The organism is Paracoccus aminovorans (genome assembly GCF_001546115.1).
In the GTDB taxonomy this organism is placed as follows: domain Bacteria; phylum Pseudomonadota; class Alphaproteobacteria; order Rhodobacterales; family Rhodobacteraceae; genus Paracoccus; species Paracoccus aminovorans_B.
Genome location: NZ_KQ955208.1, coordinates 299,225 through 321,420 on the forward strand (window position 1 = coordinate 299,225; position 22,196 = coordinate 321,420).

A 22,196-nucleotide genomic window follows, 5' to 3' on the forward strand; every position below is an offset into this window, starting at 1 on the left:
CAAAACAGCGCCGCACCCGCCAAATCTCTTGACGCCGCGCGGGGCAGGGGCCATGCCGCTGCCATGGGACTCGTGATCGACATTCCGGCCATCGTGGCCAACTGGAAGGCGCTGGCGGCCAAGGCCCCCGGCGCGGGTGCTGCGGCCGTCGTCAAGGCGGATGCCTATGGTCTGGGCGCGGCGCAGGTCGCCCCGGCGCTGTATCAGGCGGGGGCGCGTGATTTCTTCGTCGCGCTGGCCGGCGAGGGCCGCGAGATCCGGCCGCTCTTGCCCGACGATGCGCGTGTCTTCGTGCTCTCGGGCCATATGGAGGGCGAGGATCTGGCGGGCCTGATCCCGCTGCTGAACAGCCCCGAGCAATTCTTCCGCGACCGCGCGCTGCGGCCGGGCGGGGCTTTCGGCATCCAGCTCGACAGCGGCATGAACCGGCTGGGCTTCGAGCCCGGCGAATGGGCCGCCGTGCGCGCCGAGGCGCTGGCCGCCGGCCCGCAACTGATCATGTCGCACCTGGCCTGCGCCGATGAGCCCGATCACCCGGCCAATGCCCAGCAGCTGGCGGCCTTCCGCGCCATGACCGAGGGCTGCGGCGTGCCGCGCTCGCTGGCGGCGACGGGCGGCATCTTGCTGGGGCCAGACTATCATTTCGACCTGGTGCGGCCCGGCATCGGGCTTTACGGCGGCGAGCCGTTCCTGGATGCGCAGCCGGTGGTGACGCTGGCGCTGCCCGTGATCCAGACCCGCGAGGTCAAGCCGGGCGAGTCGGTCGGCTATGGCTACAGCTGGACCGCCGAACGGCCCGCGCGCATCGCCACGCTGGCGGCGGGCTATGCCGACGGGCTGGCGCGGGCGCTGGCGCGCGACGGCAAGCTGACGCTCTGGGCGGGCGAGCATGCCGTGCCGGTCGTCGGCCGCATCTCGATGGACCTTATCACCGCCGACGTGACCGGGCTGCCCTTCGTCCCCGAGGCGCTGGAGATCCTGAACGCCCGCCAGGGCGTCGATGCGGTGGCGGCGCTGTCGGGCACCATCGGCTATGAGATCCTGACCTCGCTCGGCCGGCGCTACGCGCGGACGTATCGGTGAACCCAATCCGACTGACCGGCCGTGCCGCCATTGGCCTGACCTGCGCCATCGGCCGGGTCACGCTGTTCTCGGCGCGCGGCCTGGCCCGCGGCGCCCGGCACCCGGCGGAACTGGCGCGGCAATTGCTGCATCTGGGCTGGCTGTCGCTGCCGGTCGTCGGCCTGACCGCGCTCTTCACCGGCGCGGCGCTGGCCCTGCAGATCCATTCCGGCGGCGAGCGGTTCCAGGCCGGAGACGTGGTCCCGGCCATCGTCGCCATCGGCATGGCGCGCGAGCTTGGGCCGGTGCTGGGCGGGCTGATGGTCGCGGCCCGCGTCGCCAGCGCCATCGCGGCGGAACTCGGCACCATGCGCGTGACCGAGCAGATCGACGCGCTGGTCACGCTTTCGACCGATCCGGTGGCCTGGCTGGTCTCGCCCCGGCTCTGGGCGGGAGTGCTGTGCGTGCCGCTGCTGGTCGGTGTGGGCGATGTGATCGGCATCATGGGCGGCTGGCTGATCGGGGTGAATGCGCTGGGGTTCAACTCGACCACCTATCTGGCGAATTCCTGGGCCTATCTGGAAAGCTGGGACGTGGTCTCGGGGCTGCTGAAGGGCGCGGTCTTCGGGCTGATCGTGGCGCTGTCGGGCTGCTGGTTCGGCATGACCGCCGGCGGTGGCGCGGCGGGCGTGGGCCGGGCGACGACCAGCGCCGTGGTCGCGGCCTCGGTCGGGATCCTGGCGGCGAATTTCGCGCTGACGGGGCTGTTCTTCTGATGCTGGCGGTGCGCGGCCTTTGCAAGAGTTTCGGTGCCAAGCGGGTGCTGGACCGCGTGGACCTGGACCTGGCCGAGGGCGAGAGCCTGGTGGTCATCGGCGGCTCGGGCACCGGGAAATCGGTGCTCTTGCGCTGCATCCTGGGGCTCGAGGCGCCGGATGCCGGTTCCATCATGTGGAATGGCGCGCCGATCGGCCCGGGTTTCATGGACACCTTCGGCATGCTCTTCCAGAATGCGGCGCTGTTCGACAGCCTGCCGGTCTGGCGCAATGTCGCCTTTCGGCTGCTGCGGACCATGCCAAAGGCGCAGGCGCGCGCCATCGCCCTCGAAAAGCTGGCCCGCGTCGGCCTGGGCCCCGAGGTCGCCGACCTCTACCCCGCCGCGCTGTCGGGCGGCATGAGGAAGCGCGCGGGGCTGGCCCGCGCCATTGCCGCCGGCCCGCGGGTGATCTTCTTCGACGAGCCGACGACCGGCCTCGACCCGATCCGCGCCGCGACCATCAACGCGCTGATCCGCGACATCGTCGATGAGACCGGAGCGACGGCGATCACCATCACCCATGACATGAGCTCGGTCCGCGCCATCGCCGACCGGGTGGCGCTCTTGGACCAGGGCCGGCTGCGCTGGCAGGGCGGCGTGGCCGAAATGGACGCGGCCCCCGACGACTATCTGCGCGACTTCATCGCCGGCCGGCCCCGGCCGATGGCGCGGGCGCCGCAGCCGTGACGGCCTTTTTTCCGCCGAACGCCGGGCAAATGGCGGTTATCGGGACGGCCCCCCTTGTGCGAATCCCGCGCAGTTGCAACCATGGGTTACGACAACCCCGAACCCGGAGTAAGATTTGGGTCTGAACCCACCGCCCCCCGCGACTGCGACTCCCGGCGAAACCCTGCTGGAATTCCACGACAACAGGCTGCTGATCGACCTTTGCGGCCCGCATGACCGCCACCTTGCCCGCATCGAGGAGGCGCTGAAGGTGCATATCCTGCGCCGCGGCAACCTTCTGTCCATCGTCGGCCCCACCGATGCCCAGGCCGAGGCGGCGCAGGTGCTGCGCGGGCTTTACGCGCGGCTGGAACAGGGCCGCCCGGTCGAGGCGGCCGAGGTCGAGGCCGCGTTGCGCATGGGCGTCGAGACCGCGCCCGAAGGCCCGAGCCCGGCCGAGCAGCTGGAAATGTTCCAGACCGGCCCCATCGAGCTGCGCACCCGGAAAAAGACCGTCGAGCCGCGCACCGAGGCGCAAAAGGACTATGTCCGCAACCTCTTTGCCAATGAGCTGGCCTTCGGCATCGGCCCGGCCGGCACCGGCAAGACCTATCTGGCCGTCGCGGTCGGCGTCACCATGCTGATCGGCGGCCATGTCGACAAGATCATCCTGTCGCGCCCCGCCGTCGAGGCGGGCGAGCGGCTGGGTTTCCTGCCCGGCGACATGAAGGAAAAGGTCGACCCCTATATGCAGCCGCTCTACGACGCGCTGAACGACTTCCTGCCGGCCAAGCAGCTGCAGAAGCTGATGGAGGAAAAGCGCATCGAGATCGCGCCCCTGGCCTTCATGCGCGGCCGCACGCTGGCCAATGCCTTCGTGGTGCTGGACGAGGCGCAGAACGCCACCACCATGCAGATGAAGATGTTCCTGACCCGGCTGGGCGAGGGCTCGCGCATGGTCGTGACCGGCGACCGCACCCAGATCGACCTGCCGCGCGGCGTGCATTCCGGCCTGACCGACGCCGAGAAGATCCTCAAGGACATCAAGGGCATCAGCTTCAGCTATTTCACCGCCAAGGACGTGGTGCGCCACCACCTTGTCGCCCGCATCATCGAGGCCTATGACGCCGAGGCCGAGGCGGCCTTGGCGCGCGGCGAGGTCTTCGACGAGCGCGGCCAGCGCATCCCCCGGCGCGAGCCGCGCCTGGCCAGCGGAGGCGGCGATGCCTGATCCTGCCCCCGCCGAGCCCGCGCCCGAGGTGGTCGACATCGTGCTGGAGGACGACCGCTGGGAGGACGCGGGCCTGCCTGCCATGGCCGAACGCGCCGCCCGCGCCGTCGGCGACTGGCTGGAGCTGGGCGCATTCCAGGTCGTTGTGCTGGGCTGCGACGATGCCCGCATCGCGACGCTGAACGCCGAGTTCCGCGGCAAGCCCAAGCCCACCAATGTCCTGAGCTGGCCCGCCGTCGAGTTCGATCCGCGCCCGCCCGGCGAGCATCCCGAGATCCCCGAGATCGAGGAACTGGGCGACATCGCCATCTCCTACGACACCTGCCAGCGCGAGGCCGAGGCCCAGGGCAAGCCCTTCGCCGACCATGCCACGCATCTGCTGGTGCATGCCATCCTGCACCTGGCCGGCTATGACCATATCGACGACCAAGACGCCGATACGATGGAAAGCGCCGAGCGGCAGATCCTGGGCAAGCTCGGCATCCCCGATCCCTATCTGGAACACGAGACATGACCAACGACCGAAGTCCCGACACGCCCGTTTCCGCCGACCCCGCCTCATGGGCGGATGGCATCGGCGGGGAGGGGCGTGACCTGCCGCAATCGCGCGGCATTCTGGGACGCATCCTGGGGGCGTTTTCCGGGGGCGACGAGGGCGAGGCGGCCGAGCGCGCCGAAGCCGCCCCCGCCGGTCCGGCCGGCGCGCCGGGCCTGTTGAACCTGCGGCGGATGCGGGTCGACGACGTGGCGGTGCCCAAGGCCGAGATCGTGGCCGCGCCGGTGAGCGCGACTCTGGCGGACCTGGTCGAGATGTTCCGCGAGCACGGCTTTTCCCGCATCCCGGTGTTTCGCGGCACGCTGGACAGCCCGCTGGGCATGATCCACCTGAAGGACCTGGCGCTGAAATACGGCTTCGGCGCCCAGGTTCCGGTCAAGTTCGCGCTGCGGCCGATGCTGCGGCCGCTGCTCTATGTGCCGCCCTCGATGCCGATCGGGGTGCTGTTGCAGCAGATGCAGCAGAAGCGCATCCACATGGCCATGGTGATCGACGAATATGGCGGCGTGGACGGGCTCGTCACCATCGAGGACCTGATCGAGCAGGTCATCGGCGAGATCGAGGACGAGCATGACGAGATCGAGGGCGGCCTCGCCATCGAGGAAAAGCCCGGGCAATGGCTGGTCCAGGCCCGCGCCGCGCTGGAGGATGTCGAGGCCGAGACCGGGCTGCGCCTGGCCGACGAGGAAGAGGACGAGATCGACACGCTGGGCGGGCTGATCTTCATGCTGACCGGCCGGGTGCCGGTGCGCGGCGAGGTGATCCCGCACGACAGCGGCGCCGAATTCGAGATCGTCGACGCCGACCCGCGCCGCATCAAGCGGGTGCGGCTGCGCCTGCCGCAGGCCGAGGCGCCGGCCGACCCCGCGCCCGACGCACCCTAGAGCGCGGCGAAGGCCGGGGCATGGCCGATGCGGCTGCCGCTGGGCAGCGCCGGCCCCCGCGCCATCAGATAGGGCCCGGCATAGGGCGAGGCCAGTTCGACCGGACGAAAGCCGAAGCGGGCGTAATAGGCCGGGTCGCCCTGCACGACGATGCTGTGATCCTGCAAGCCGCGCAGCGCCGCGCCGACCAGGGCGCTGCCGATGCCGCGCCCGCGCAATGCCGGATGCACCGCCAGCGGCGCCAGCGCGAAGGCCGGCCCGTCGGCGGCCAGGGGCGACAGGGCGACATGGCCGATGATGGTGCCGCCGGATTCGGCCACCAGCGACAGCGACAGATCTCCGGCCGCGCGCAATCCGGCGACCAGCCGGGCCTCGTCCTCGCCGCCGAAACTGCGGCGCAGCAGGTCGGCGATGCCGGCATGATCCTGCGGCACCTCGGCCCGCAGCCGCGGCAGCGGCGCGCTGCGGGTGAAATCGCGCTCGATATCCTGGCTCTCGCGGCCCCAGCGGCTGTCGCGCAGCCGGTCGCGATGCGCCTGGAAGGCGTCCTCGTCGGCGTAAAGCTCGTCCAGTTCCCAGACCAGCGGGTCGTCGGCCTGGGCGAGGTCGAAGCGCAGGTTGCCCGGCTCGGCCCGGCTCAGCGCGACATGGTCGGTCAGCAGGTCCAGCGCGAGCAGCATCTGCGCGGTATCGGCGCAGATCAGCCGGCCGGTCAGCCGGACCAGGGCCGGCTCCAGCGGGATCGGCTCGCCCGTGGGCAGCGAGGGGGGCGAATGCTTGTGGTCATGTCCGCAGGCGCAACTCATGGCGGGTTCCTGATTCAGATACACGAGGGGCGCGGCACCGGTCGGTTCGGCGGCCAGACGCCGCGCGCGCGCCCCGCTGCAATTGCGGACGCGCGCCGGTCCATCGGGCGACATCCGGCCGGCTTTGTCAATTTCCGAAGCGGCGGCGGCGCGAATAGAATGTCGCAAATTGTGTCAGGAGCTTGCCCGATCCCGCGAGCGGCAAGCCAGGCGGGGTATTTGCAGAGCAAAGAAGACCGGGCAAGGCCGCTTTTCACCGTTTCACAAATACCCGGATCCTGCCGGTGCCCGGCGGCGCTCCGCCCCGGGGTTTTGCCGGGCGCCTTGATGCCGGGCCGACGCTGCCGGGGAGGAATTCTGCCCGACCGCCTCAGACCGTGTCGAGGTAAAGCTCGACGGTTTCGTCGTCCGAAAGCTCGGCCATGTAATGCAGTTCCTGGCGCTTGGTCATCACGAAATTCTCGATCAGATGCGCCGGAAAGATGCGCCGGATCTGCGGGCAGGCGGCGAAGGCGTCGATGGCGGCGCCCCAGGTCGCCGGCAGTTGCGCCAGGCCCTGTTCATAGGCATTGCCCTGGATCGGCGGCGGCGGGTCGATGCGGTCCTCGATGCCGTTCAGCGCCGCGCCCAGCACCGCCGCGACGCTGAGATAGGGGTTCACGTCGCCGCCGGCCACGCGATGCTCGATCCGGCGCGCCTTGGGGCCGGAGGAGGGGATGCGGATCGCCGAGGTGCGATTCTCATAGGCCCAGCCGATGCCGGTGGGCGCATGGGCATTCGGCACCAGCCGGTCATAGCTGTTCTCATGCGGGGCGAAGACCAGGGTCGAGCCGGGCATGGCGGCAAGGCAGCCGGCGACGGCATGGCGCAGCATGTCCGAGCCGGCCTCGCTGCCGTCGTCGAAGACATTGCGGCCCTGCGCGTCCAGCACCGAGAAATGCATATGCATGCCCGAGCCGTTCCACATCTCGTAGGGCTTGGCCATGAAGGAGCCGGCAAAACCGTATTGCCGCGCCAGCCCCTTGACCAGCAGCTTGAAGAGCCAGGCGTCGTCCGCGGCCTTCAGCGGGTCGGGCTGGTGCATCAGGTTGATCTCGAACTGCCCGGGCGCGGCTTCGGAAATCGCCGTGTCGGCCGGGATGTCCATCGCCTCGCAGGCCTCGTAAAGCGCGGTGAAGAAGCGGTCGAAGGCGTCGAGCGCGCGCAGCGACAGGGTTTCCGCCCCGGTGCGGCGCTTGCCGGAACGCGGGCTGGGCGGCACGCGCAGCTGGCCGCCGGAATCGTCGATCAGGAAGAATTCAAGCTCGGTCGCCACCACCGGGGTCAGGCCGGCGGCCTTGTAGCGATCCACGACGCGGGCCAGCGCCTGGCGCGGGTCGCCGTCATAGGGCCGGCCGTCCAGGTGGAACATCCACAGCGGCAAGAGGCCGGTCGGCGCCTCGAGCCAGGGCATGGGCATGAAGCCGCGCTCGGTCGGCAGCAGCAGCCCGTCCGGGTCGCCGGCCTGAAAGACCAGCGGGCTGTCCTCGATATCCTCGCCCCAGATGTCCATGTTCAGCACCGAGAAGGGGAATTTCGTGCCCTCGGTCAGGATCTTGTCGGCAAAGCGGGCGGGCATGCGCTTGCCGCGCGGCTGGCCGTTCAGATCGGCCGCGGCCACGCGGATGGTCTTGACCTCGGGATGCTCGCGCAGCCAGTCCATGGATCACCTGATGAGATTGGGCCGGTAGCGCAACCGCTTGGCCGCGCCCGGCAAATGGCGGTTCAGCCGCCGGTTGACGACCCCGAACAGCCCGATCAGGCACAGGGTCAGAAGGATGAAATAGCCCGCGACGATGGGATAGGCCACGAAGGGGTTGAAGGTCTTGTCGGCGAAATAGCTGGCGTAATAGAGCGCGTCGCCCTGTTGCCGGAAGGCCGGGAAGCCGGAAAAGAACACCAGCGTCGTGGCATGCACCAGGAAGATCGCCTCATTGGTATAGGCGGGCCACGCCAGGCGCATGGCGGTCGGCCAGACGATGCGGCGATAGCGGCGCCAGCCAGTCATGCCATAGGCGTCGGCGGCTTCGAGCTCGCCCTTGGGGACGTTGCGCAGCGCGCCGTAGAAGATCTCGGCCGAATAGGCGGCGGTGTTGAGCATCAGGACCAAGAGCGCCCCGGCCCAGGCCTTGGTCATCCAGCTGGTCGCGACGGTGATGCCCAGCACGTCGATGCCGGCGCGGGGCAGCTGCACCAGCGCCTCATAGGCGACGAAGAACTGGATGAAGAGCGGGCTGCCGCGAAAGACGAAGATGAACCATTCGGCCGGCTTGCGGAGCCAGGGATTGCGGCTGAACCTGGCCACCGCCAGCGCATTGGCCAGGAAGAAGCCGAAGAACAGCGCCAGGAAGCCGAAATACAGGTTCCAGATCAGGCCCGAGCCGATCAGCGTCACCTGCTGGCACAGCGTGAAATCCGAACGCGGCAACAGCTTCTCGCCGATGCCGATCGCGCGCAGGGCATAGTCCTGGACGGTTTGCAGGCACTGGCTCATGTCGCGGCCTTTCGCATCGCCTCGCCGGCGGCGGTGGCCTGGCCGCGCGACAGCCGCGACCGGATGCGGTCGAAGATCCGCTCGGATCCCCAGGTCATCAGCAGGTAGAAGACCAGGATGGCGAGGAAGTAGTAGATGCGCCAGTCGGGATGCGGATAGGCATAGGCGCTGGTCTTCGACCCGCCCAGTTCGCGCGCCCAATAGACGATGTCCTCGACGCCCAGGATGAAGAGAAGCGGCGTGGCCTTGACCAGGATCATCCACAGGTTGCCGAGGCCCGGCAGGGCATAGGTCCACATCTGCGGGATCAGGATGCGGCGGCTGACCTGGCGCGGGCTCATGCCATAGGCCTCGGCGGTTTCCAGCTGGGCGCGGGGCACGGCATCCATGGCGCCGCGCAGCACGTTGGCGGCGAAGGCGCCGAAGACGATCGAGAAGGCGATGATCGCCAGGGCGATGCCGTAGAGCTGGTGCACCCAGGCCGGCGAGGTGGAGAGCGGCAGCTTGGCCGCGGCGCAGACCAGGAACTCATTGCCCTGCCGGATCGGTATCGAGGGGTCGCAGAACACCTTGGCGCGCAGCCATTCGAAACCCTGGTCCAGCGCGATGGGCACGAAAAGGAAGAAGATGATGTCGGGCACGCCGCGCACCATCGAGGTATAGACCTTGCCGAACCAGCGCAGCGGCGCGATGCGCGAGCGTGCCGCCAGCGCGCCGCCGAAGCCGAAGAGCAGCGCCACCGGCGCCGTGATGAGCAAGAGCAGGATCACCGTCCCGAAGGACAGGTAGAACAGCACATGCTTGCCCGAGCTGAGATAGCACATCAGCCAGGCCAGCCCTTCGAGTGTTTTCGGATCGGCGCAGGACGCGAACATGGATCACCTGTGGCGCCGCCCGGCACCGGACCGGGCGGCAGAGCGGTTGGGACTTCGGCCGATCAGAAGATCAGCGCCTCTTCGCCATACCATTTCCTGATCATGGCGTTCAGGCTGCCGTCGGCCTTCATCGATTCGATGGCCTTGTCGAACTTGCCCTTCAGCTCGGTATCCGACTTGCGCAGGCCGATGGCGATGCCCTCGCCGACGACCACCTTGTCCTGACCTTCGATCCAGACCAGCTCGCCATTCGATTCGTTGACCGAGGCAGCCAGGAAGTCGCGGTCGGCAAAGACCGCCTCGGCCTCGCCGTTGCGGACGGCGGCGATGGTTTCCTCGCCCGTCGGGAACTCGACCAGGGTGGCGCCGCTCTCGGCGATATAGCCGGCCTGGATGGTGTTGGTCTGGGCGGCGACCACGCCCTTGATGTCGGCATCCGGGGACAGGGCGGCATAGGCCGACAGCGGCGGCGGGGTGTAGGCTTCGCTGAACTGGATCGCCTTCTTGCGCTCGTCCGAGATGTTCATGCCGGCCATGATCGCGTCGTAGTTCGAGCTGACCAGGTTCGGGATGATCGAATCCCAGTCGTTCTTGACGAAGGTGCATTGCAGTTCGGCCCGCTTGCACAGCTCGTTGCCGAGCTCGATCTCGAAGCCGTCGAGCTCGCCCTTGTCGTTGACGAAGTTGTAGGGAGGATAGGCGCCCTCGGTGCCGATGCGCACGTTCTGGGCCATGCCCATGCCCGCCGTCAGGGCCAGTGCGGCAGCGGCTGCAAGCATGATCTTTTTCATTCGAACTTCTCCTGTTGGATTTTATTCGGCCATGGTGGCGCTGAGGAACTGGCGCAGCCGGTCCGAGCGCGGGGCGCCGAACAGCTGCGCCGGCGCGCCCTCTTCCTCGATCCGGCCTTGATGGAGGAAAACCACGTGATCGCTGACATCGGCGGCCAGGCGCATGTCATGGGTGACCAGCAGCATGGTGCGATGTTCGCCGGCCAGGTCCTTGATGACCTTGACGACCTCTTGCTGCAATTCGGGGTCGAGCGCGCTGGTCGGCTCGTCCAGCAGCAGCGCCTTGGGCTCCATGCAAAGCGCGCGGGCGATGGCGGCGCGCTGCTGCTGGCCGCCCGACAGCTGCGCCGGCCAGGCGTCGGCCTTGTCGCCGATGCCGACCTTGGCGAGCAGCGCGCGGGCGCGGGCCTCGACCTCGGCCGGGTTGCGGCGCAGCACCTGGACCGGCGCCTCCATGACGTTTTGCAGGATGGTCAGGTGCGACCACAGGTTGAACTGCTGGAACACCATCGACAGGTTGGTGCGCAGCCGCGTGACCTGGGCGCGATCGGCGGGCGCGCGGGCCATGCCGGTGCCGCGCCATTTCACCGGCTCGCCCTCGAACAGGATCTCGCCCTGCTGGCTGTCCTCGAGCAGGTTGCAGCAGCGCAGGAGCGTGGATTTGCCCGAGCCCGACGAGCCGATCAGGCTGATGACATGGCCGCGCGGCGCGGTCAGGCTGACGCCTTTGAGCACCTCGAGCTGGCCATAGGCCTTGTGCAGCCCGCGGATTTCGATCACGGGGCCGCGGGCGGTTTCGGCCGGGGCCGGGCGGGTCTGGTCTGCGTCGCTCATGCCGGTATGAGGCGATATTTGCCGCGGGATTGCAATGTTTTCATGCTTGGCTTTTCTGGCAGATCGCCGGGCTTTGGCGGCTTTTGCGGCAGATCGCCAAGGCCCGCCGGAATGAGGCGCGGTCAGGAATCCGGCAGCCCGTCGTCGTCCGCGGCGCCAAGGCCAAGCGCATCCAGCGCCGCCTGGCGCGCCATGGCCGAATCGCGGTCGTTGATGCCCAGAAGGCCCGCGACCAGCCGCACCAGCGATTCCTCGTCCGGGCTGCGCCGGCCGTCGGCATAGGCCACCTCCCACATGGCGCCGATGATGGCGTGGCGGTCGTCGAGATCGATGCGGTCCTTGATCGTGCGGGTGAAGCGCACGGTATCCGGGGCCTCGGCCTCGATCATCTCGGCGGCGGCGCGGCGTTCGACCGCCTGGGCGGCGGACAGGCCGTGGCGGCGGGCCAGGATCTGGTCGATGCGCTGTTGCTCGGCCGCGCCATAGCGGTCGTCGGCGCGGGCGAGCCGGACCAGAAGCGCCGCGACCGCCACCTCGGCGTCATGGCCGTTCAGGCGGCTGCCATCGAGATCATCGGTGAAAAGTCTGCTGAGAAGATTGCGAAACATGGGGCGATGATAAGGCATTTTTTTTGAAGAACAACAAGTTTGAAGGAAATTGTCAGGCGGCTTCCCAGCCCTCGACGATGGCGAGGTCCGCCAGGGCGCAGGGCAGGCGCAGCGCCAGGGCGGCGCGGTATTCGGGGCTGTCATAACAGGCGCGGGCGGCGGCGAGATCGGGGAATTCGATCACCACGCTGCGCGGGCGCAGGCTGCCCTCGACCACCTCCTGCGCGCCGCCGCGCACCAGGAAGCGGCCACCATGCGCGGCGAAGGCCGCGGCATTGGCTTGGCGATAGGCCTCATAGGCCAGCGGGTCGTCGACCGTGACGTGACCGATCCAATAGGCTTTCGGCATGCGGCTTCCCCTTGCGTTGCCCGTGGCGCGATGTTGCGCCGCAGCGCCGCGACCGCAAGGGGGTTTCTTCGCTCAATACCGCTGCGGCACGTAAAGTTCGTGCGGCAGGACATCGCGTTCGTAATCGGGATTGAAGACCCGGTCCGGCAGGTGGACCTCTTCATGGGGCACGTCGCCATAGGGGATCTGGCTCAGCAGATGCGCCATGCAGTTCAGCCGGGCCCGCTTCTTGTCGTTGCCGGGCACGATATACCAGGGCGCCTCGGGGATATTGGTGCGCTCCAGCATGTCCTCCTTGGCCTTGGTGTAATCCTCCCAGCGCACGCGGGATTGCAGGTCCATCGGCGACAGCTTCCACTGTTTCAGCGGGTCGTGGATGCGCATCAGGAAGCGCATCTGCTGTTCCTCGTCGGTGATCGAGAACCAGTATTTCACCAGCCGGATGCCCGAGCGCACCAGCATGCGCTCGAATTCGGGCACGTCGTTGAAGAACTGCTCGACCTGATCCTCGGAGGCAAAGCCCATGACCCGCTCGACCCCGGCGCGGTTGTACCAGCTGCGGTCGAAAAGCACGATCTCGCCCCCGGCCGGCAGGTGCGGCACGTAGCGCTGGAAATACCATTGCGTCTTTTCGCGGTCCGAGGGCGCGGGCAGCGCCACGACCCGGGCAACGCGCGGGTTCAGCCGCTGGGTGATGCGCTTGATCGCGCCGCCCTTGCCGGCGCTGTCGCGGCCCTCGAACAGGACCACGACCTTTTCCTTGTGATAGGCAACCCAGTCCTGCAGCCGGATCAGCTCCGATTGCAGCCGCAGGAGCTCGCGGAAGTAGTCGGCGCGCGGCATCTGCTCGGGATGGGTGTCGCGGTAGATGCGGGCGATTTCCTGCGACAGCACCGCGTCTTCCAGCTCGATCTCGTAATCCTCGTCGAGCGTGTCCTGAAGCTCGGCTTCGAGCCAGTCCTTGGGGGGATCGTCCTGCATCGCATTCTCCTGCTGCCTTGGGCGCGGTGTAGCCGCGGAATGTGACAGTCCGGTGTCTTGTTTCAGAACAGCCCGGCGCAGGCCCGGATCACGCCGAAGGCGAAGCCGCCGCCGCTGGCCTCGGCCACGGTGCCGCACCAGCGCCCGTCGCCGGAAAACAGGCTCTTGCTGCCCCGGGGACGGTAGGCCACGCGCTTGCCGGTCAGGGTGAAGAGGTTCAGCGTGCCGGCGCCGTTCGGGGCGTAATAGCCCACCGCCGTGCCGTCCGCGGTGAAGATCACCCGCTTTTCGTTTTCCGGATTGCGCGGCGAATTGGCGAAGCTGGCGCCGCTGTTGGCCGAGCTTGCGGCCGAGTTTGCCGCCGCATGGGGCGAATTCGCCTGGCGCGCGGGCTGGTTCTGCGGCGCGCCGGGGCCAAGGTCGAAGGGCAGCCTGGTCTGGTCCAGCAGGAACAGCGGCGCATCGGCCGCGGCGGGCGCGGCGGCCAAGGCCAGGATCAGGGCAAGGGGTTTCAGGATCAGGCGCATGGTCGGCTCCGTCTGCTGCGCCGATTGTGCGACAGGGACGGGCGGAAGGACAGGGGGGATGCGCGTGACATTGCCGGCCGGTGGGATGTCGCCTTGGGGGCTGTCAGGATGACGACAGCAGGATCACCCCCGCGACCAGCACCCCGCACCCGGCCAGACGCCAGGGGCCGACCGTCTCGCGCAGGATCAGCATGCCCATCAGCGCGCCGACCATCATCGACATTTCGCGCATCGGCGCCACCAGGCTCAGCGGTGCGCCGCCCGTCAGGGCCGCCAGCACGAGGATATAGGACAGCGGCTGCAGCACGCCCACGCCGATGGCGGTGCGCCAATGGCCCCGCATCGCCGCGATGGCGCGGCGGCGGTCGGCAAGGACCACCGGCAGCAGCAGGAAGACGCGCAGCAGGTTGGTGAACCAGTCCAGCACCACCGGCGCGATGCCAAGCGCCTTGACCGCATAGGCATCGACCACCGTATAGCTGGCGATCAGCCCGCCGGTCGTGACGCCCCAGCGGACGCCGGCCTGGCCGCCGGGCCGGGTGAAGGCGGCCAGCCTGCCCTGGGTGGCGATCAGCAGGATGCCGGCGACGACCAGCGCCAGGCCAAGCAGGCCCATGCCGGTCGGCGTCTCGCCCAGGATCAGGAAGGCCCCGATCGAGGAAAGCATCGGCCCGGTTCCCCGCGCCACCGGATAGACCACCGACAGGTCGGCCACCCGATAGCCGTGTTGCAGGCACAGGCTGTAGCCGAGGTGGATCAGCCCGCTGAGCAGGACGAAGCCCAGCTCGATCCAGCTCCAGCTGAGCCCGCCCCGCGCCAGCAGCCAGACCACCCAGGGCGCATAGGCGATGCAGGCGATGATGCTGTAGGCCAGGATGAAGGCCGGCCCGGCCGAGGCGGCGCGCTTGGCCAGCAGGTTCCAGCTGGCATGGATGAAGGATGCGAGAACGACGAGAAGAGCCGAGGCAAGCGTCATGGAGATCCCCTTGTGCGCCGGGATGGCGCGGTTGATCTCGACGTCTCCTCCCCTGGGCTTTTGTCCCTTGGGTGCAGCCGGGAACGCCCCGGTCTCTGCAACGCTCGGTCCTGCGGCCGTTTGCCCGGAACCCTAGTTGCCACTCGGTCGATGTCGCGATCCTAGCCGGTATCGGACAGCGGCCTCAAGGGCCGACCGTCCGCCTTGCCCCCGCATGGAGGCCCCGCGCGTCCCTTCTCCTTAAACCAGCCGCTCGTTTTCCATCGCGGCGCGGACGAAGCCCGCGAACAGCGGCGCCGGCTCGAAGGGCTTGGACTTCAGCTCGGGATGCGATTGCACGCCGATGAACCAGGGGTGGTCGCGGTATTCCACCACCTCGGGCAGCCGGCCGTCCGGCGACATGCCCGAGAAGCACAGGCCCGCCGTTTCCAGCTGGTCGCGGTATTTCGCATCGACCTCGTAGCGGTGGCGGTGGCGGTCCTCGATCTCCAGCGCGCCGCCATAGACCTCCGAGATGCGCGACCCCGGCGCCAGCACGGCGGTATAGGCGCCCAGGCGCATGGTGCCGCCCTTGTCGTCCGTCAGCTTGCGGCTCACGGTGTAATTGCCCTGCACCCATTCCTTGAGGTGATAGACCACCGGGGTAAAGCGGGTCTCGCCGGCCTCGTGGTCGAATTCCTCGGAGCCCGCGTCGGGCATGTCGGCGAGGTTCCTGGCCGCCTCGATCACCGCCATCTGCATGCCCAGGCAGATGCCCAGATAGGGCACCTTCTTCTCGCGCGCATAGCGGGCGGCGGCGACCATGCCCTCGGTGCCGCGCTCGCCGAAGCCGCCGGGGACGATGATGCCGTTGTAGCCGTCCAGCAGATGCGCGCCTTCGCCTTCCAGCTTCTCGCTGTCGACCCAGTCGGCCTTGACGCGGACGCGGTTGGCCATGCCGCCATGGGTCAGCGCCTCGGCGATGGATTTATAGGCGTCCTCGAGCTGGGTATATTTGCCGACCACGGCGATCTTGACCCGGCCCTCGGCATTCTCCAGCCGGTCCATCACGTCTTCCCAGCGCGACATGTCCGGGCGGGGCGCCGGGCTGATCTGGAAGGCGTCGAGCACCGCCTGGTCCAGGCCGGCACGGTGATAGGCCAGCGGCGCCTCGTAGATCGACTTCAGGTCATAGGCCGGGATCACCGCATCGGGGCGGACGTTGCAGAACAGCGCGATCTTGGCGCGTTCCTTTTCCGGGATCGGATGCTCGCTGCGGCAGACCAGCACGTCGGGCTGCAATCCGATGGACCGCAGTTCCTTGACCGAATGCTGCGTCGGCTTGGTCTTAAGCTCGCCCGAGGCGGCCAGATAGGGCAGCAGCGTCAGATGCATGAAGATGCAGCGCCCACGTGGGCGGTCCTGGGCAAATTGCCGGATCGCCTCGAAGAAGGGCAGGCCCTCGATATCGCCGACGGTACCGCCGATCTCGCAGAGCATGAAATCGACCTCATCCTCGCCCACGGCCAGGAAGTCCTTGATCTCATTGGTGACGTGCGGAATGACCTGGATGGTCTTGCCGAGATAGGCGCCGCGGCGTTCCTTCTCCAGCACGTTGGAATAGATCCGGCCCGAGGAGACGCTGTCGGTCTTGCGGGCCGAGACGCCGGTGAAGCGTTCGTAATGGCCCAGGTCCAGGTCGGTCTCGGCGCCGTCGTCGGTGACGAAGACCTCGCCATGCTCGAAGGGGCTCATCGTGCCCGGGTCGACGTTCAGATAGGGGTCCAGCTTGCGCAGCCGGACGGTATAGCCGCGCGCCTGCAGCAAGGCCCCCAGCGCCGCCGAGGCAAGCCCCTTGCCCAGCGAAGAAACAACGCCGCCGGTAATGAAGATATAGCGCGCCATGGAGGGGCCCCCGTGAGTGAATTCAATAGAAAATCGCGGCCCGAATCTGGGCGGCATCACGGGACTCGAGATATAGCCGAATTGTCCCGCAGCCGCAACGGACCGCCATGTGTTGTAAGGGGCGCCGAGAGCGCCCCAAGGTCTGGTGTCAGTTCTGGGCCGGAGCCGGGGCGGTGGTGCCGGCCGGCTCCGCCGGGGTCTCGGCCGCCGGCGGGGTCGCGGGGGCCGGCGCCGGCGCGGCCGGGGTTTCCGCCGGCGCTGCGGGCGCTTCCGTCGCCGGGGCCTGCGTCGCGGGCGGCGTCACCGGCTGGCCCGAGCCGGGCACCACGGGCTGGCCGGCGCCGGGCGGCGGCGCATAGTCGCCGATGCCGGGGATATTGGTCGCGGGCTGCTCCTGGCTCGCGCCGCCCAGGTCCAACTGGTCGACGATCGAGCTGCTGGAGGCGTTGCGCGCCGCGATGATGGTGAGGGTCATCGAGGTGATGAGAAAGCCGATGGCAAAGATCCAGGTCGCCCGCGACAGCGCGTTCGCTGCCTGCCGGCCGGTCATGACCCCGCCGCCGCCGCCGCCCATGCCAAGGCCGCCGCCTTCGGACCGTTGCAAAAGCACCACGCCGATCAGCAGCACGGCAAGGATCAGATGCACGGTCAGGATGATGTTTTCCACCACGGGGCCTTTCATTCAGCGACGCGCCTATCTAGTCACCAAGGCCGGGATTGGCAAGCGGGGGCGGGCATGGGCGCGCTGATGATCCAGGGGACCGGCTCGAACGTCGGCAAGTCGCTTCTGGTGGCGGGGCTGTGCCGGGCGGCGCGGCGGCGCGGCATCAGCGTGGCGCCCTTCAAGCCGCAGAACATGTCGAACAATGCCGCGGTCACGGCGGACGGCGGCGAGATCGGCCGCGCCCAGGCCTTGCAGGCGCGCGCAGCGGGGCTGGAGCCCTCGGTGCACATGAACCCGGTGCTGCTGAAGCCCGAGACCGACCGCGCCGCGCAGGTGGTGGTGCAGGGCCGCGCCGTGGCCCGGGCAGCGGCCGCCGACTACGGCGCGCTGAAGGCGCGGCTGATGGGCGCGGTGCTGGACAGCTACGCCCGGCTGCGGGCCAGCCACGACCTGGTGCTGGTCGAGGGCGCGGGCTCGCCGGCCGAGGTCAACCTGCGCGCCCGCGACATTGCCAATATGGGCTTTGCCCGCGCGGCCGAGGTGCCGGTGGTGCTGGCCGGCGACATCGACCGCGGCGGGGTGATCGCGCAGATCGTCGGCACGCAGGCGGTGATCGACCCCGCGGATGCGGCGATGATCCGCGGCTTCATCATCAACCGCTTCCGCGGCGATCCGGCGCTGTTCGACGCCGGCCGCGCCTTCATCGCGCAGCGCACCGGCTGGCCCGACCTGGGGCTGGTGCCCTGGTTCGCCGATGCCGCGCGGCTGCCGGCCGAGGATGCGGTGGACCTGCGCCGCGCCGCGGGGGCAGGGGGGCTGCATATCGCATGCCCGATGCTGTCGCGGATCGCGAATTTCGACGATCTCGACCCGCTCGCGGCCGAGCCCGAGGTGCGGCTGACCATGGTGCCGCCGGGCCGGCCGCTGCACGGCGATGCGGATCTGGTGATCCTGCCCGGCTCGAAATCGACGCGGGGCGACCTGGCCTTCTTGCGCGAACAGGGCTGGGACGTGGACCTTGCGGCGCATGTCCGGCGCGGCGGCCATGTGCTGGGGATCTGCGGCGGCTACCAGATGCTCGGGCAATGGATTCACGACCCCGAGGGTCATGACGGCGCGCCCGGCAGCACGCAAGGGCTGGGGCTCTTGCAGGTCGAGACCCGCATGGCGCCCGACAAGCGCCTGACCCGGATCCAAGGCCACGCGCTCGGCCAGCCCATCGCGGGATACGAAATCCACATGGGCCGCAGCGCGGGCCCGGACTGCGCCCGGCCCTTCGCGCATATCCCGCAGCCCGACGGCGCCACCAGCCCGGACGGCCGCATCGCCGGCACCTATCTGCACGGGCTCTTTGCCGAGGACGGCTTCCGCGCCGCCTGGCTCGGCCGTTTCGGCCGGCAATCGGCGCTGGATTACGGTGCGGGTGTCGAGACGGTGCTCGACCGCCTCGCCGACCACCTGGAAACCCATCTCGCCATCGATCGGCTGCTGGCGCTGGCGCTCTAGAGCAGCGCGGCCAGGATCCGCTCGGCCTCGGCCTTGCAAGGGGTCAGCCGGGCGCGATCCTCGCCGGGAAAGAAGCGGGCGCGCAGCGCGGTGGGCATGGGCGCGGGCTCGGCGATGATGACGCGGGGACCGATGGTCTCGTTCTCGGCCTGCCAGCTTTTCGCCAGCGCGATCTGCGCCGCCTTGGTGGCGCCATAGCTGCCGAAGAACTTCTGCCCGGCCCGCGGATCGTCGAAGAACAGCGCGCTGCCCTTGCGGACCCGCAGCAGGGGCTCGAAAAGCTGGATCAGCCCGCGCGTCGCGACGATATTGAGGTCGACCGATTTCTGGAAATCCTTGGCGTCGATATGCCCGGCCGGCGACAGCGGCGCGGCATGGATCGCGCAATGCGCCCACAGGTCCAGCCCGCCCCAGCGGCCCAGCACGGCCTGGGCCATCTGCACCATGGGCTCGGGCTGGCCCACGTCCATCGGCGCCAGCGTGGCGGCGCCGCCGGCCCTGCGGATGCGGTCGTCCAGCTCTTCCAGCGCGCCCACGGTGCGGGCCACGGCCAGCACATGCCAGCCGCGCCCGGCCAGACTTTCCGCCAATGCGGCCCCCAGGCCGCGCGAAGCGCCGGTGACCAGCGCGATCTTGTCATGCTCGCTCATGGCCGGTGATGTCGCATCGCCGCAGGCCGTGCGCAAGCCCCCGCCGTGTCGCAGGTGCCTCTTCTCTTTTGTGAAAAATATCCCGGGGTGAGCCCCGCAGGGGCGAGGGGCAGCGCCCCTTTCTTCCCACGAGAAACGGCCCCGGATCGCTCCGGGGCCGTCGATGCAAGCGGTAGCGGCTTCAGCGCGCGTCGAGCGGCTTGTAGTCGCGGCGGGGCGAGCCGATGTAGAGCTGGCGCGGCCGGCCGATCTTGTTCTGCGGATCGGCGATCATCTCCTTCCACTGCGAGATCCAGCCGACGGTGCGCGAGAGCGCGAAGATCGGCGTGAACATCGAGGTCGGGAAACCCATGGCCTCCAGGATGATGCCGGAATAGAAGTCCACGTTCGGATAGAGCTTCTTCGAGACGAAATACTCGTCCTCCAGCGCGATCCGCTCCAGCTCCTTGGCGACCTGCAGCGTCGGGTTGTTGTGCACGCCCAGAAGGTCCAGCACCTCGTCGGCCGATTCCTTCATCACCTTGGCGCGCGGGTCGAAGTTCTTGTAGACCCGGTGGCCGAAGCCCATCAGGCGGAACGGATCGTCCTTGTCCTTGGCGCGGGCGATGAATTCCGGGATGCGGTCGACCGAGCCGATCTCGCGCAGCATCTCCAGGCAGGCCTGGTTGGCGCCGCCATGCGCCGGGCCCCAGAGGCAGGCGATGCCGGCCGCGATGCAGGCGAAGGGATTCGCGCCCGAGGAACCCGCCAGCCGCACGGTCGAGGTCGAGGCGTTCTGCTCGTGATCCGCATGCAGGGTGAAGATGCGGTCCATGGCGCGCGACAGCGCCGGGTCGACATGATAGGTCTCGGCCGGGACCGAGAAGCACATGTGCAGGAAATTGCTGGCATAATCCAGCTCGTTCCGCGGATAGACGAAGGGCTGGCCCAGCGAATACTTGTAGGCCATGGCGGCGATGGTCGGCACCTTGGCGATCAGCCGGATCGAGGCGATCTCGCGCTGCATCGGGTCGTTGATGTCGATCGAGTCGTGATAGAAGGCCGACATGGCGCCGACCACGCCCACCATGGTCGCCATCGGATGGCTGTCGCGACGGAAGCCGCGGAAGAAATAGTGCATCTGCTCATGCACCATGGTGTGGCGGGTGATGCGGTTCTCGAAATCCGTCAGCTGCTCCTTGTTCGGCAGCTCGCCGTAAAGCAGCAGGTAGCAGACTTCCAGGTAATGCGACTGTGCCGCAAGCTGCTCGATCGGATAGCCGCGATACCACAGCTCGCCCTTGTCGCCATCGATATAGGTGATGGTCGAATCGCAGGACGCGGTGGACGTGAAGCCCGGGTCATAGGTAAAGACATCCGCCTGGCCATAGAGCTTGCGGATGTCGAGGACATCCGGCCCGGCCGTGGGCGAGAGGATCGGAAGCTCGAGCTCCTTTCCTTCGACGAGCAGCTTTGCGGATTTGCTTTCTGCCATTCCCTGTTCCTTTCACCTGTCTCCGGCAAGCCGCCGGGTGATGGGCGACGGGCCTCAGCCCGCCTGATCCTGCAGCCGGGCCAGCGTCTCGTCGCGGCCCAGTGCCATCATCATGTCGAACACGCTGGGGGTCGAACTGCGGCCGGCGAGCGCGGCGCGAAGCGGCGCCGCGACCTTGCCCAGTCCCAGTCCGTGCGACTCGCCAACCGACTTGGCGATCGCCTCGAGTTCGTTGCGCTCCCAGCTAGCATGCTGCATTGCGGCAGTCAATTCGCTCAGTATACCACGGGATACAGAATCCAGTGCGGCCGCGGCCTTGTCCTCAAGCGCGAGGGGGCGCGAGACCAGCGCGAAATGGCCCTGTTCCAGCAGCGCCGGCAGGGTTTTCGCCTTGGCCTGCAAGGCGGGCAGCGCCGCCGCCAACCGCGCCGCCTGGGTGGCGTCCAGCGCCGGCTCGGCCCGCGCGGCGCGGAAACCGGCGATCTCGGCCATCAGCGCCTCGGGGTCCATGCGGGCGATGTGCCAGCCGCTGACATGTTCGAGCTTCTTGAAGTCGAGCCGCGCCGGCGCCTTGCCGATTCCGTTCAGGTCGAACCAGTCGCGGGCCTGGGCATCGTCGAAAAGCTCGTCGTCGCCATGGCTCCAGCCCAGCCGGGCCAGATAGTTGCGCATCGCCGCGGCCGGATAGCCCATGGCGGCGAATTCGTGCAGCCCGACGGCGCCATGGCGCTTGGACAGCTTCTTGCCATCCTCGCCATGGATCAGCGGGATATGGGCAAAGACGGGCAAGTCCCAGCCCATGGCCTGATAGATCTGGATCTGCCGCGCGGCATTGGTCAGGTGGTCGTCGCCGCGGATGACATGGGTCACGCCCATGTCGTGATCATCCACCACCACCGCATGCATATAGGTGGGCGTCCCGTCCGAGCGCAGCAGCACCATGTCGTCGAGCTGCGCATTGCCGAAGGTCACGTCGCCCTGCACCGCGTCATGCACCACGGTCTCGCCGTCGCGCGGCGCCTTCAGGCGGATGACATGCGGCGCGTCGGGATGGGTCGCGGGATCGGCGTCGCGCCAGGGCGACAGGAACAGGGTCGAGCGGCCCTCGGCCTTGGCCTTGTCGCGGAAGGCCTCGATCTCTTCGGCGGTCGAGAAGCATTTATAGGCGGTGCCATTCGCCAGCATCTCGCGGGCGACCTCGGCATGGCGCTCGCGGCCGGCGAACTGGCTGACCGGCTCGCTGTCCCAGTCGAGGCCCAGCCAGCGCAGCCCTTGCAGGATCGCCTCGGTCGCCTCGGGGGTCGAGCGGGCGCGGTCGGTGTCCTCGATGCGCAGCAGGAACCTGCCGCCCCGGCCGCGGGCATAGAGCCAGTTGAAAAGCGCGGTGCGCGCGCCGCCGATATGCAGATAGCCGGTGGGCGAGGGGGCAAAGCGGGTCACGACGGGGCGGGAATCGGTCATCGGGTCAGGTCGGTCCAGAAATCGGGGTTTCGTGCGCTGCCATTAACCCTTTCGAAAGAGT

Annotated in this window: 23 protein-coding genes; 7 read left to right on the forward strand and 16 right to left on the reverse strand. The window is 68.5% G+C overall.

Annotated features, from left to right (window positions below; all coding sequences use genetic code 11):
• Positions 1-63: 63 nt before the first annotated feature.
• The 6 genes from alr to ASV56_RS01620 all read left to right on the forward strand — a co-directional run bounded on the left by alr (position 64) and on the right by ASV56_RS01620 (position 5,216).
• The gene (gene alr, locus ASV56_RS01595; protein WP_062560509.1) at positions 64-1,083 is read left to right on the forward strand and encodes an alanine racemase; all 1,020 of its coding nucleotides are present in this window, start codon (positions 64-66) and stop codon (positions 1,081-1,083) included.
• Entirely contained in the window at positions 1,080-1,838 is a 759-nt protein-coding gene (locus ASV56_RS01600; RefSeq protein ID WP_062560510.1) for an MlaE family ABC transporter permease, read from the forward strand. The genes alr and ASV56_RS01600 overlap by 4 nt, the downstream gene beginning before the upstream one ends.
• On the forward strand, positions 1,838-2,566 hold the full coding sequence (locus ASV56_RS01605) for an ABC transporter ATP-binding protein (protein ID WP_062560511.1): 729 nt from the start codon (positions 1,838-1,840) through the stop codon (positions 2,564-2,566). Before ASV56_RS01600 ends, ASV56_RS01605 begins: the two co-directional genes overlap by 1 nt.
• A gap of 115 nt (positions 2,567-2,681) precedes the next feature.
• Entirely contained in the window at positions 2,682-3,776 is a 1,095-nt protein-coding gene (locus ASV56_RS01610; protein ID WP_062560512.1) for a PhoH family protein, read from the forward strand.
• Complete coding sequence (gene ybeY, locus ASV56_RS01615; protein WP_062560513.1) at positions 3,769-4,290, forward strand: rRNA maturation RNase YbeY; 522 nt, start codon at positions 3,769-3,771, stop codon at positions 4,288-4,290. Before ASV56_RS01610 ends, ybeY begins: the two co-directional genes overlap by 8 nt.
• Positions 4,287-5,216: a CBS domain-containing protein gene (locus ASV56_RS01620; RefSeq protein ID WP_082724696.1), complete on the forward strand. Its 930-nt coding sequence runs from the start codon at positions 4,287-4,289 to the stop codon at positions 5,214-5,216. Before ybeY ends, ASV56_RS01620 begins: the two co-directional genes overlap by 4 nt.
• Here the strand turns inward: ASV56_RS01620 and ASV56_RS01625 are convergent.
• The 13 genes from ASV56_RS01625 to secG form a co-directional block, all read right to left on the reverse strand.
• Positions 5,213-6,022, reverse strand: a complete 810-nt coding sequence (locus ASV56_RS01625) for a GNAT family N-acetyltransferase (protein WP_062562191.1) — start codon at positions 6,020-6,022, stop codon at positions 5,213-5,215. The two genes, ASV56_RS01620 and ASV56_RS01625, sit on opposite strands and share 4 nt — an antisense overlap.
• Positions 6,023-6,392: 370 nt before the next feature.
• Positions 6,393-7,724: a glutamine synthetase family protein gene (locus ASV56_RS01630; RefSeq protein ID WP_062560514.1), complete on the reverse strand. Its 1,332-nt coding sequence runs from the start codon at positions 7,722-7,724 to the stop codon at positions 6,393-6,395.
• Positions 7,725-7,727: 3 nt separating this feature from the next.
• On the reverse strand, positions 7,728-8,555 hold the full coding sequence (locus ASV56_RS01635) for an ABC transporter permease (RefSeq protein WP_062560515.1): 828 nt from the start codon (positions 8,553-8,555) through the stop codon (positions 7,728-7,730).
• Complete coding sequence (locus tag ASV56_RS01640) at positions 8,552-9,430, reverse strand: ABC transporter permease (RefSeq protein ID WP_062560516.1); 879 nt, start codon at positions 9,428-9,430, stop codon at positions 8,552-8,554. Before ASV56_RS01640 ends, ASV56_RS01635 begins: the two co-directional genes overlap by 4 nt.
• A gap of 62 nt (positions 9,431-9,492) precedes the next feature.
• A complete protein-coding gene (locus tag ASV56_RS01645; RefSeq protein ID WP_062560517.1) occupies positions 9,493-10,221 on the reverse strand; it encodes a transporter substrate-binding domain-containing protein in 729 nt (242 codons plus the stop codon).
• A gap of 21 nt (positions 10,222-10,242) precedes the next feature.
• A complete protein-coding gene (locus ASV56_RS01650; RefSeq protein WP_062560518.1) occupies positions 10,243-11,055 on the reverse strand; it encodes an ABC transporter ATP-binding protein in 813 nt (270 codons plus the stop codon).
• 122 nt (positions 11,056-11,177) lie between these two features.
• Positions 11,178-11,663, reverse strand: a complete 486-nt coding sequence (locus ASV56_RS01655) for a tellurite resistance TerB family protein (protein WP_062560519.1) — start codon at positions 11,661-11,663, stop codon at positions 11,178-11,180.
• Positions 11,664-11,715: 52 nt separating this feature from the next.
• Positions 11,716-12,012, reverse strand: coding sequence for a DUF1330 domain-containing protein (locus ASV56_RS01660; RefSeq protein WP_062560520.1), 297 nt, complete (start codon positions 12,010-12,012; stop codon positions 11,716-11,718).
• A 72-nt stretch (positions 12,013-12,084) separates the two neighbouring features.
• Positions 12,085-12,993 carry a polyphosphate kinase 2 gene (ppk2, locus tag ASV56_RS01665; RefSeq protein ID WP_062560521.1) on the reverse strand — a complete coding sequence of 303 codons (909 nt, stop codon included), beginning with the start codon at positions 12,991-12,993 and terminating at the stop codon, positions 12,085-12,087.
• 62 nt (positions 12,994-13,055) lie between these two features.
• Positions 13,056-13,520 (reverse strand): hypothetical protein, encoded by a 465-nt coding sequence (locus ASV56_RS01670; protein ID WP_062560522.1) that lies wholly within the window; start codon positions 13,518-13,520, stop codon positions 13,056-13,058.
• A 103-nt stretch (positions 13,521-13,623) separates the two neighbouring features.
• A complete protein-coding gene (locus ASV56_RS01675) occupies positions 13,624-14,496 on the reverse strand; it encodes a DMT family transporter (protein ID WP_062560523.1) in 873 nt (290 codons plus the stop codon).
• A gap of 240 nt (positions 14,497-14,736) precedes the next feature.
• Complete coding sequence (locus tag ASV56_RS01680; RefSeq protein ID WP_062560524.1) at positions 14,737-16,380, reverse strand: CTP synthase; 1,644 nt, start codon at positions 16,378-16,380, stop codon at positions 14,737-14,739.
• A 148-nt stretch (positions 16,381-16,528) separates the two neighbouring features.
• Complete coding sequence (gene secG, locus ASV56_RS01685) at positions 16,529-17,062, reverse strand: preprotein translocase subunit SecG (protein WP_062560525.1); 534 nt, start codon at positions 17,060-17,062, stop codon at positions 16,529-16,531.
• Positions 17,063-17,116: 54 nt separating this feature from the next.
• Here secG and ASV56_RS01690 point away from each other — a divergent pair, with 54 nt between their 5' ends.
• Entirely contained in the window at positions 17,117-18,550 is a 1,434-nt protein-coding gene (locus tag ASV56_RS01690) for a cobyric acid synthase (RefSeq protein ID WP_062560526.1), read from the forward strand.
• Here the strand turns inward: ASV56_RS01690 and ASV56_RS01695 are convergent.
• The 3 genes from ASV56_RS01695 to gltX form a co-directional block, all read right to left on the reverse strand.
• Positions 18,547-19,200 (reverse strand): SDR family NAD(P)-dependent oxidoreductase, encoded by a 654-nt coding sequence (locus ASV56_RS01695; protein ID WP_062560527.1) that lies wholly within the window; start codon positions 19,198-19,200, stop codon positions 18,547-18,549. The genes ASV56_RS01690 and ASV56_RS01695 overlap by 4 nt on opposite strands.
• Before the next feature lie 181 nt (positions 19,201-19,381).
• Positions 19,382-20,674 (reverse strand): citrate synthase, encoded by a 1,293-nt coding sequence (gene gltA / locus ASV56_RS01700; RefSeq protein WP_062560528.1) that lies wholly within the window; start codon positions 20,672-20,674, stop codon positions 19,382-19,384.
• Between the two features lie 54 nt (positions 20,675-20,728).
• On the reverse strand, positions 20,729-22,135 hold the full coding sequence (gene gltX, locus ASV56_RS01705) for a glutamate--tRNA ligase (RefSeq protein WP_062560529.1): 1,407 nt from the start codon (positions 22,133-22,135) through the stop codon (positions 20,729-20,731).
• Between the last annotated feature and the right edge of the window lie 61 nt (positions 22,136-22,196).

Coding starts and splice junctions, on each gene's coding strand:
- alr (WP_062560509.1), top strand. CDS start 64: ATGGGACTCGTGATCGACATTCCGGCCATCGTGGCCAACTGGAAGGCG.
- ASV56_RS01605 (WP_062560511.1), top strand. CDS start 1,838: ATGCTGGCGGTGCGCGGCCTTTGCAAGAGTTTCGGTGCCAAGCGGGTG.
- ybeY (WP_062560513.1), top strand. CDS start 3,769: ATGCCTGATCCTGCCCCCGCCGAGCCCGCGCCCGAGGTGGTCGACATC.
- ASV56_RS01620 (WP_082724696.1), top strand. CDS start 4,287: ATGACCAACGACCGAAGTCCCGACACGCCCGTTTCCGCCGACCCCGCC.
- ASV56_RS01625 (WP_062562191.1), bottom strand. CDS start 6,022: ATGAGTTGCGCCTGCGGACATGACCACAAGCATTCGCCCCCCTCGCTG.
- ASV56_RS01630 (WP_062560514.1), bottom strand. CDS start 7,724: ATGGACTGGCTGCGCGAGCATCCCGAGGTCAAGACCATCCGCGTGGCC.
- ASV56_RS01635 (WP_062560515.1), bottom strand. CDS start 8,555: ATGAGCCAGTGCCTGCAAACCGTCCAGGACTATGCCCTGCGCGCGATC.
- ASV56_RS01640 (WP_062560516.1), bottom strand. CDS start 9,430: ATGTTCGCGTCCTGCGCCGATCCGAAAACACTCGAAGGGCTGGCCTGG.
- ASV56_RS01645 (WP_062560517.1), bottom strand. CDS start 10,221: ATGAAAAAGATCATGCTTGCAGCCGCTGCCGCACTGGCCCTGACGGCG.
- ASV56_RS01650 (WP_062560518.1), bottom strand. CDS start 11,055: ATGAGCGACGCAGACCAGACCCGCCCGGCCCCGGCCGAAACCGCCCGC.
- ASV56_RS01655 (WP_062560519.1), bottom strand. CDS start 11,663: ATGTTTCGCAATCTTCTCAGCAGACTTTTCACCGATGATCTCGATGGC.
- ASV56_RS01660 (WP_062560520.1), bottom strand. CDS start 12,012: ATGCCGAAAGCCTATTGGATCGGTCACGTCACGGTCGACGACCCGCTG.
- ppk2 (WP_062560521.1), bottom strand. CDS start 12,993: ATGCAGGACGATCCCCCCAAGGACTGGCTCGAAGCCGAGCTTCAGGAC.
- ASV56_RS01670 (WP_062560522.1), bottom strand. CDS start 13,520: ATGCGCCTGATCCTGAAACCCCTTGCCCTGATCCTGGCCTTGGCCGCC.
- ASV56_RS01675 (WP_062560523.1), bottom strand. CDS start 14,496: ATGACGCTTGCCTCGGCTCTTCTCGTCGTTCTCGCATCCTTCATCCAT.
- ASV56_RS01680 (WP_062560524.1), bottom strand. CDS start 16,380: ATGGCGCGCTATATCTTCATTACCGGCGGCGTTGTTTCTTCGCTGGGC.
- secG (WP_062560525.1), bottom strand. CDS start 17,062: ATGAAAGGCCCCGTGGTGGAAAACATCATCCTGACCGTGCATCTGATC.
- ASV56_RS01690 (WP_062560526.1), top strand. CDS start 17,117: ATGGGCGCGCTGATGATCCAGGGGACCGGCTCGAACGTCGGCAAGTCG.
- ASV56_RS01695 (WP_062560527.1), bottom strand. CDS start 19,200: ATGAGCGAGCATGACAAGATCGCGCTGGTCACCGGCGCTTCGCGCGGC.
- gltA (WP_062560528.1), bottom strand. CDS start 20,674: ATGGCAGAAAGCAAATCCGCAAAGCTGCTCGTCGAAGGAAAGGAGCTC.
- gltX (WP_062560529.1), bottom strand. CDS start 22,135: ATGACCGATTCCCGCCCCGTCGTGACCCGCTTTGCCCCCTCGCCCACC.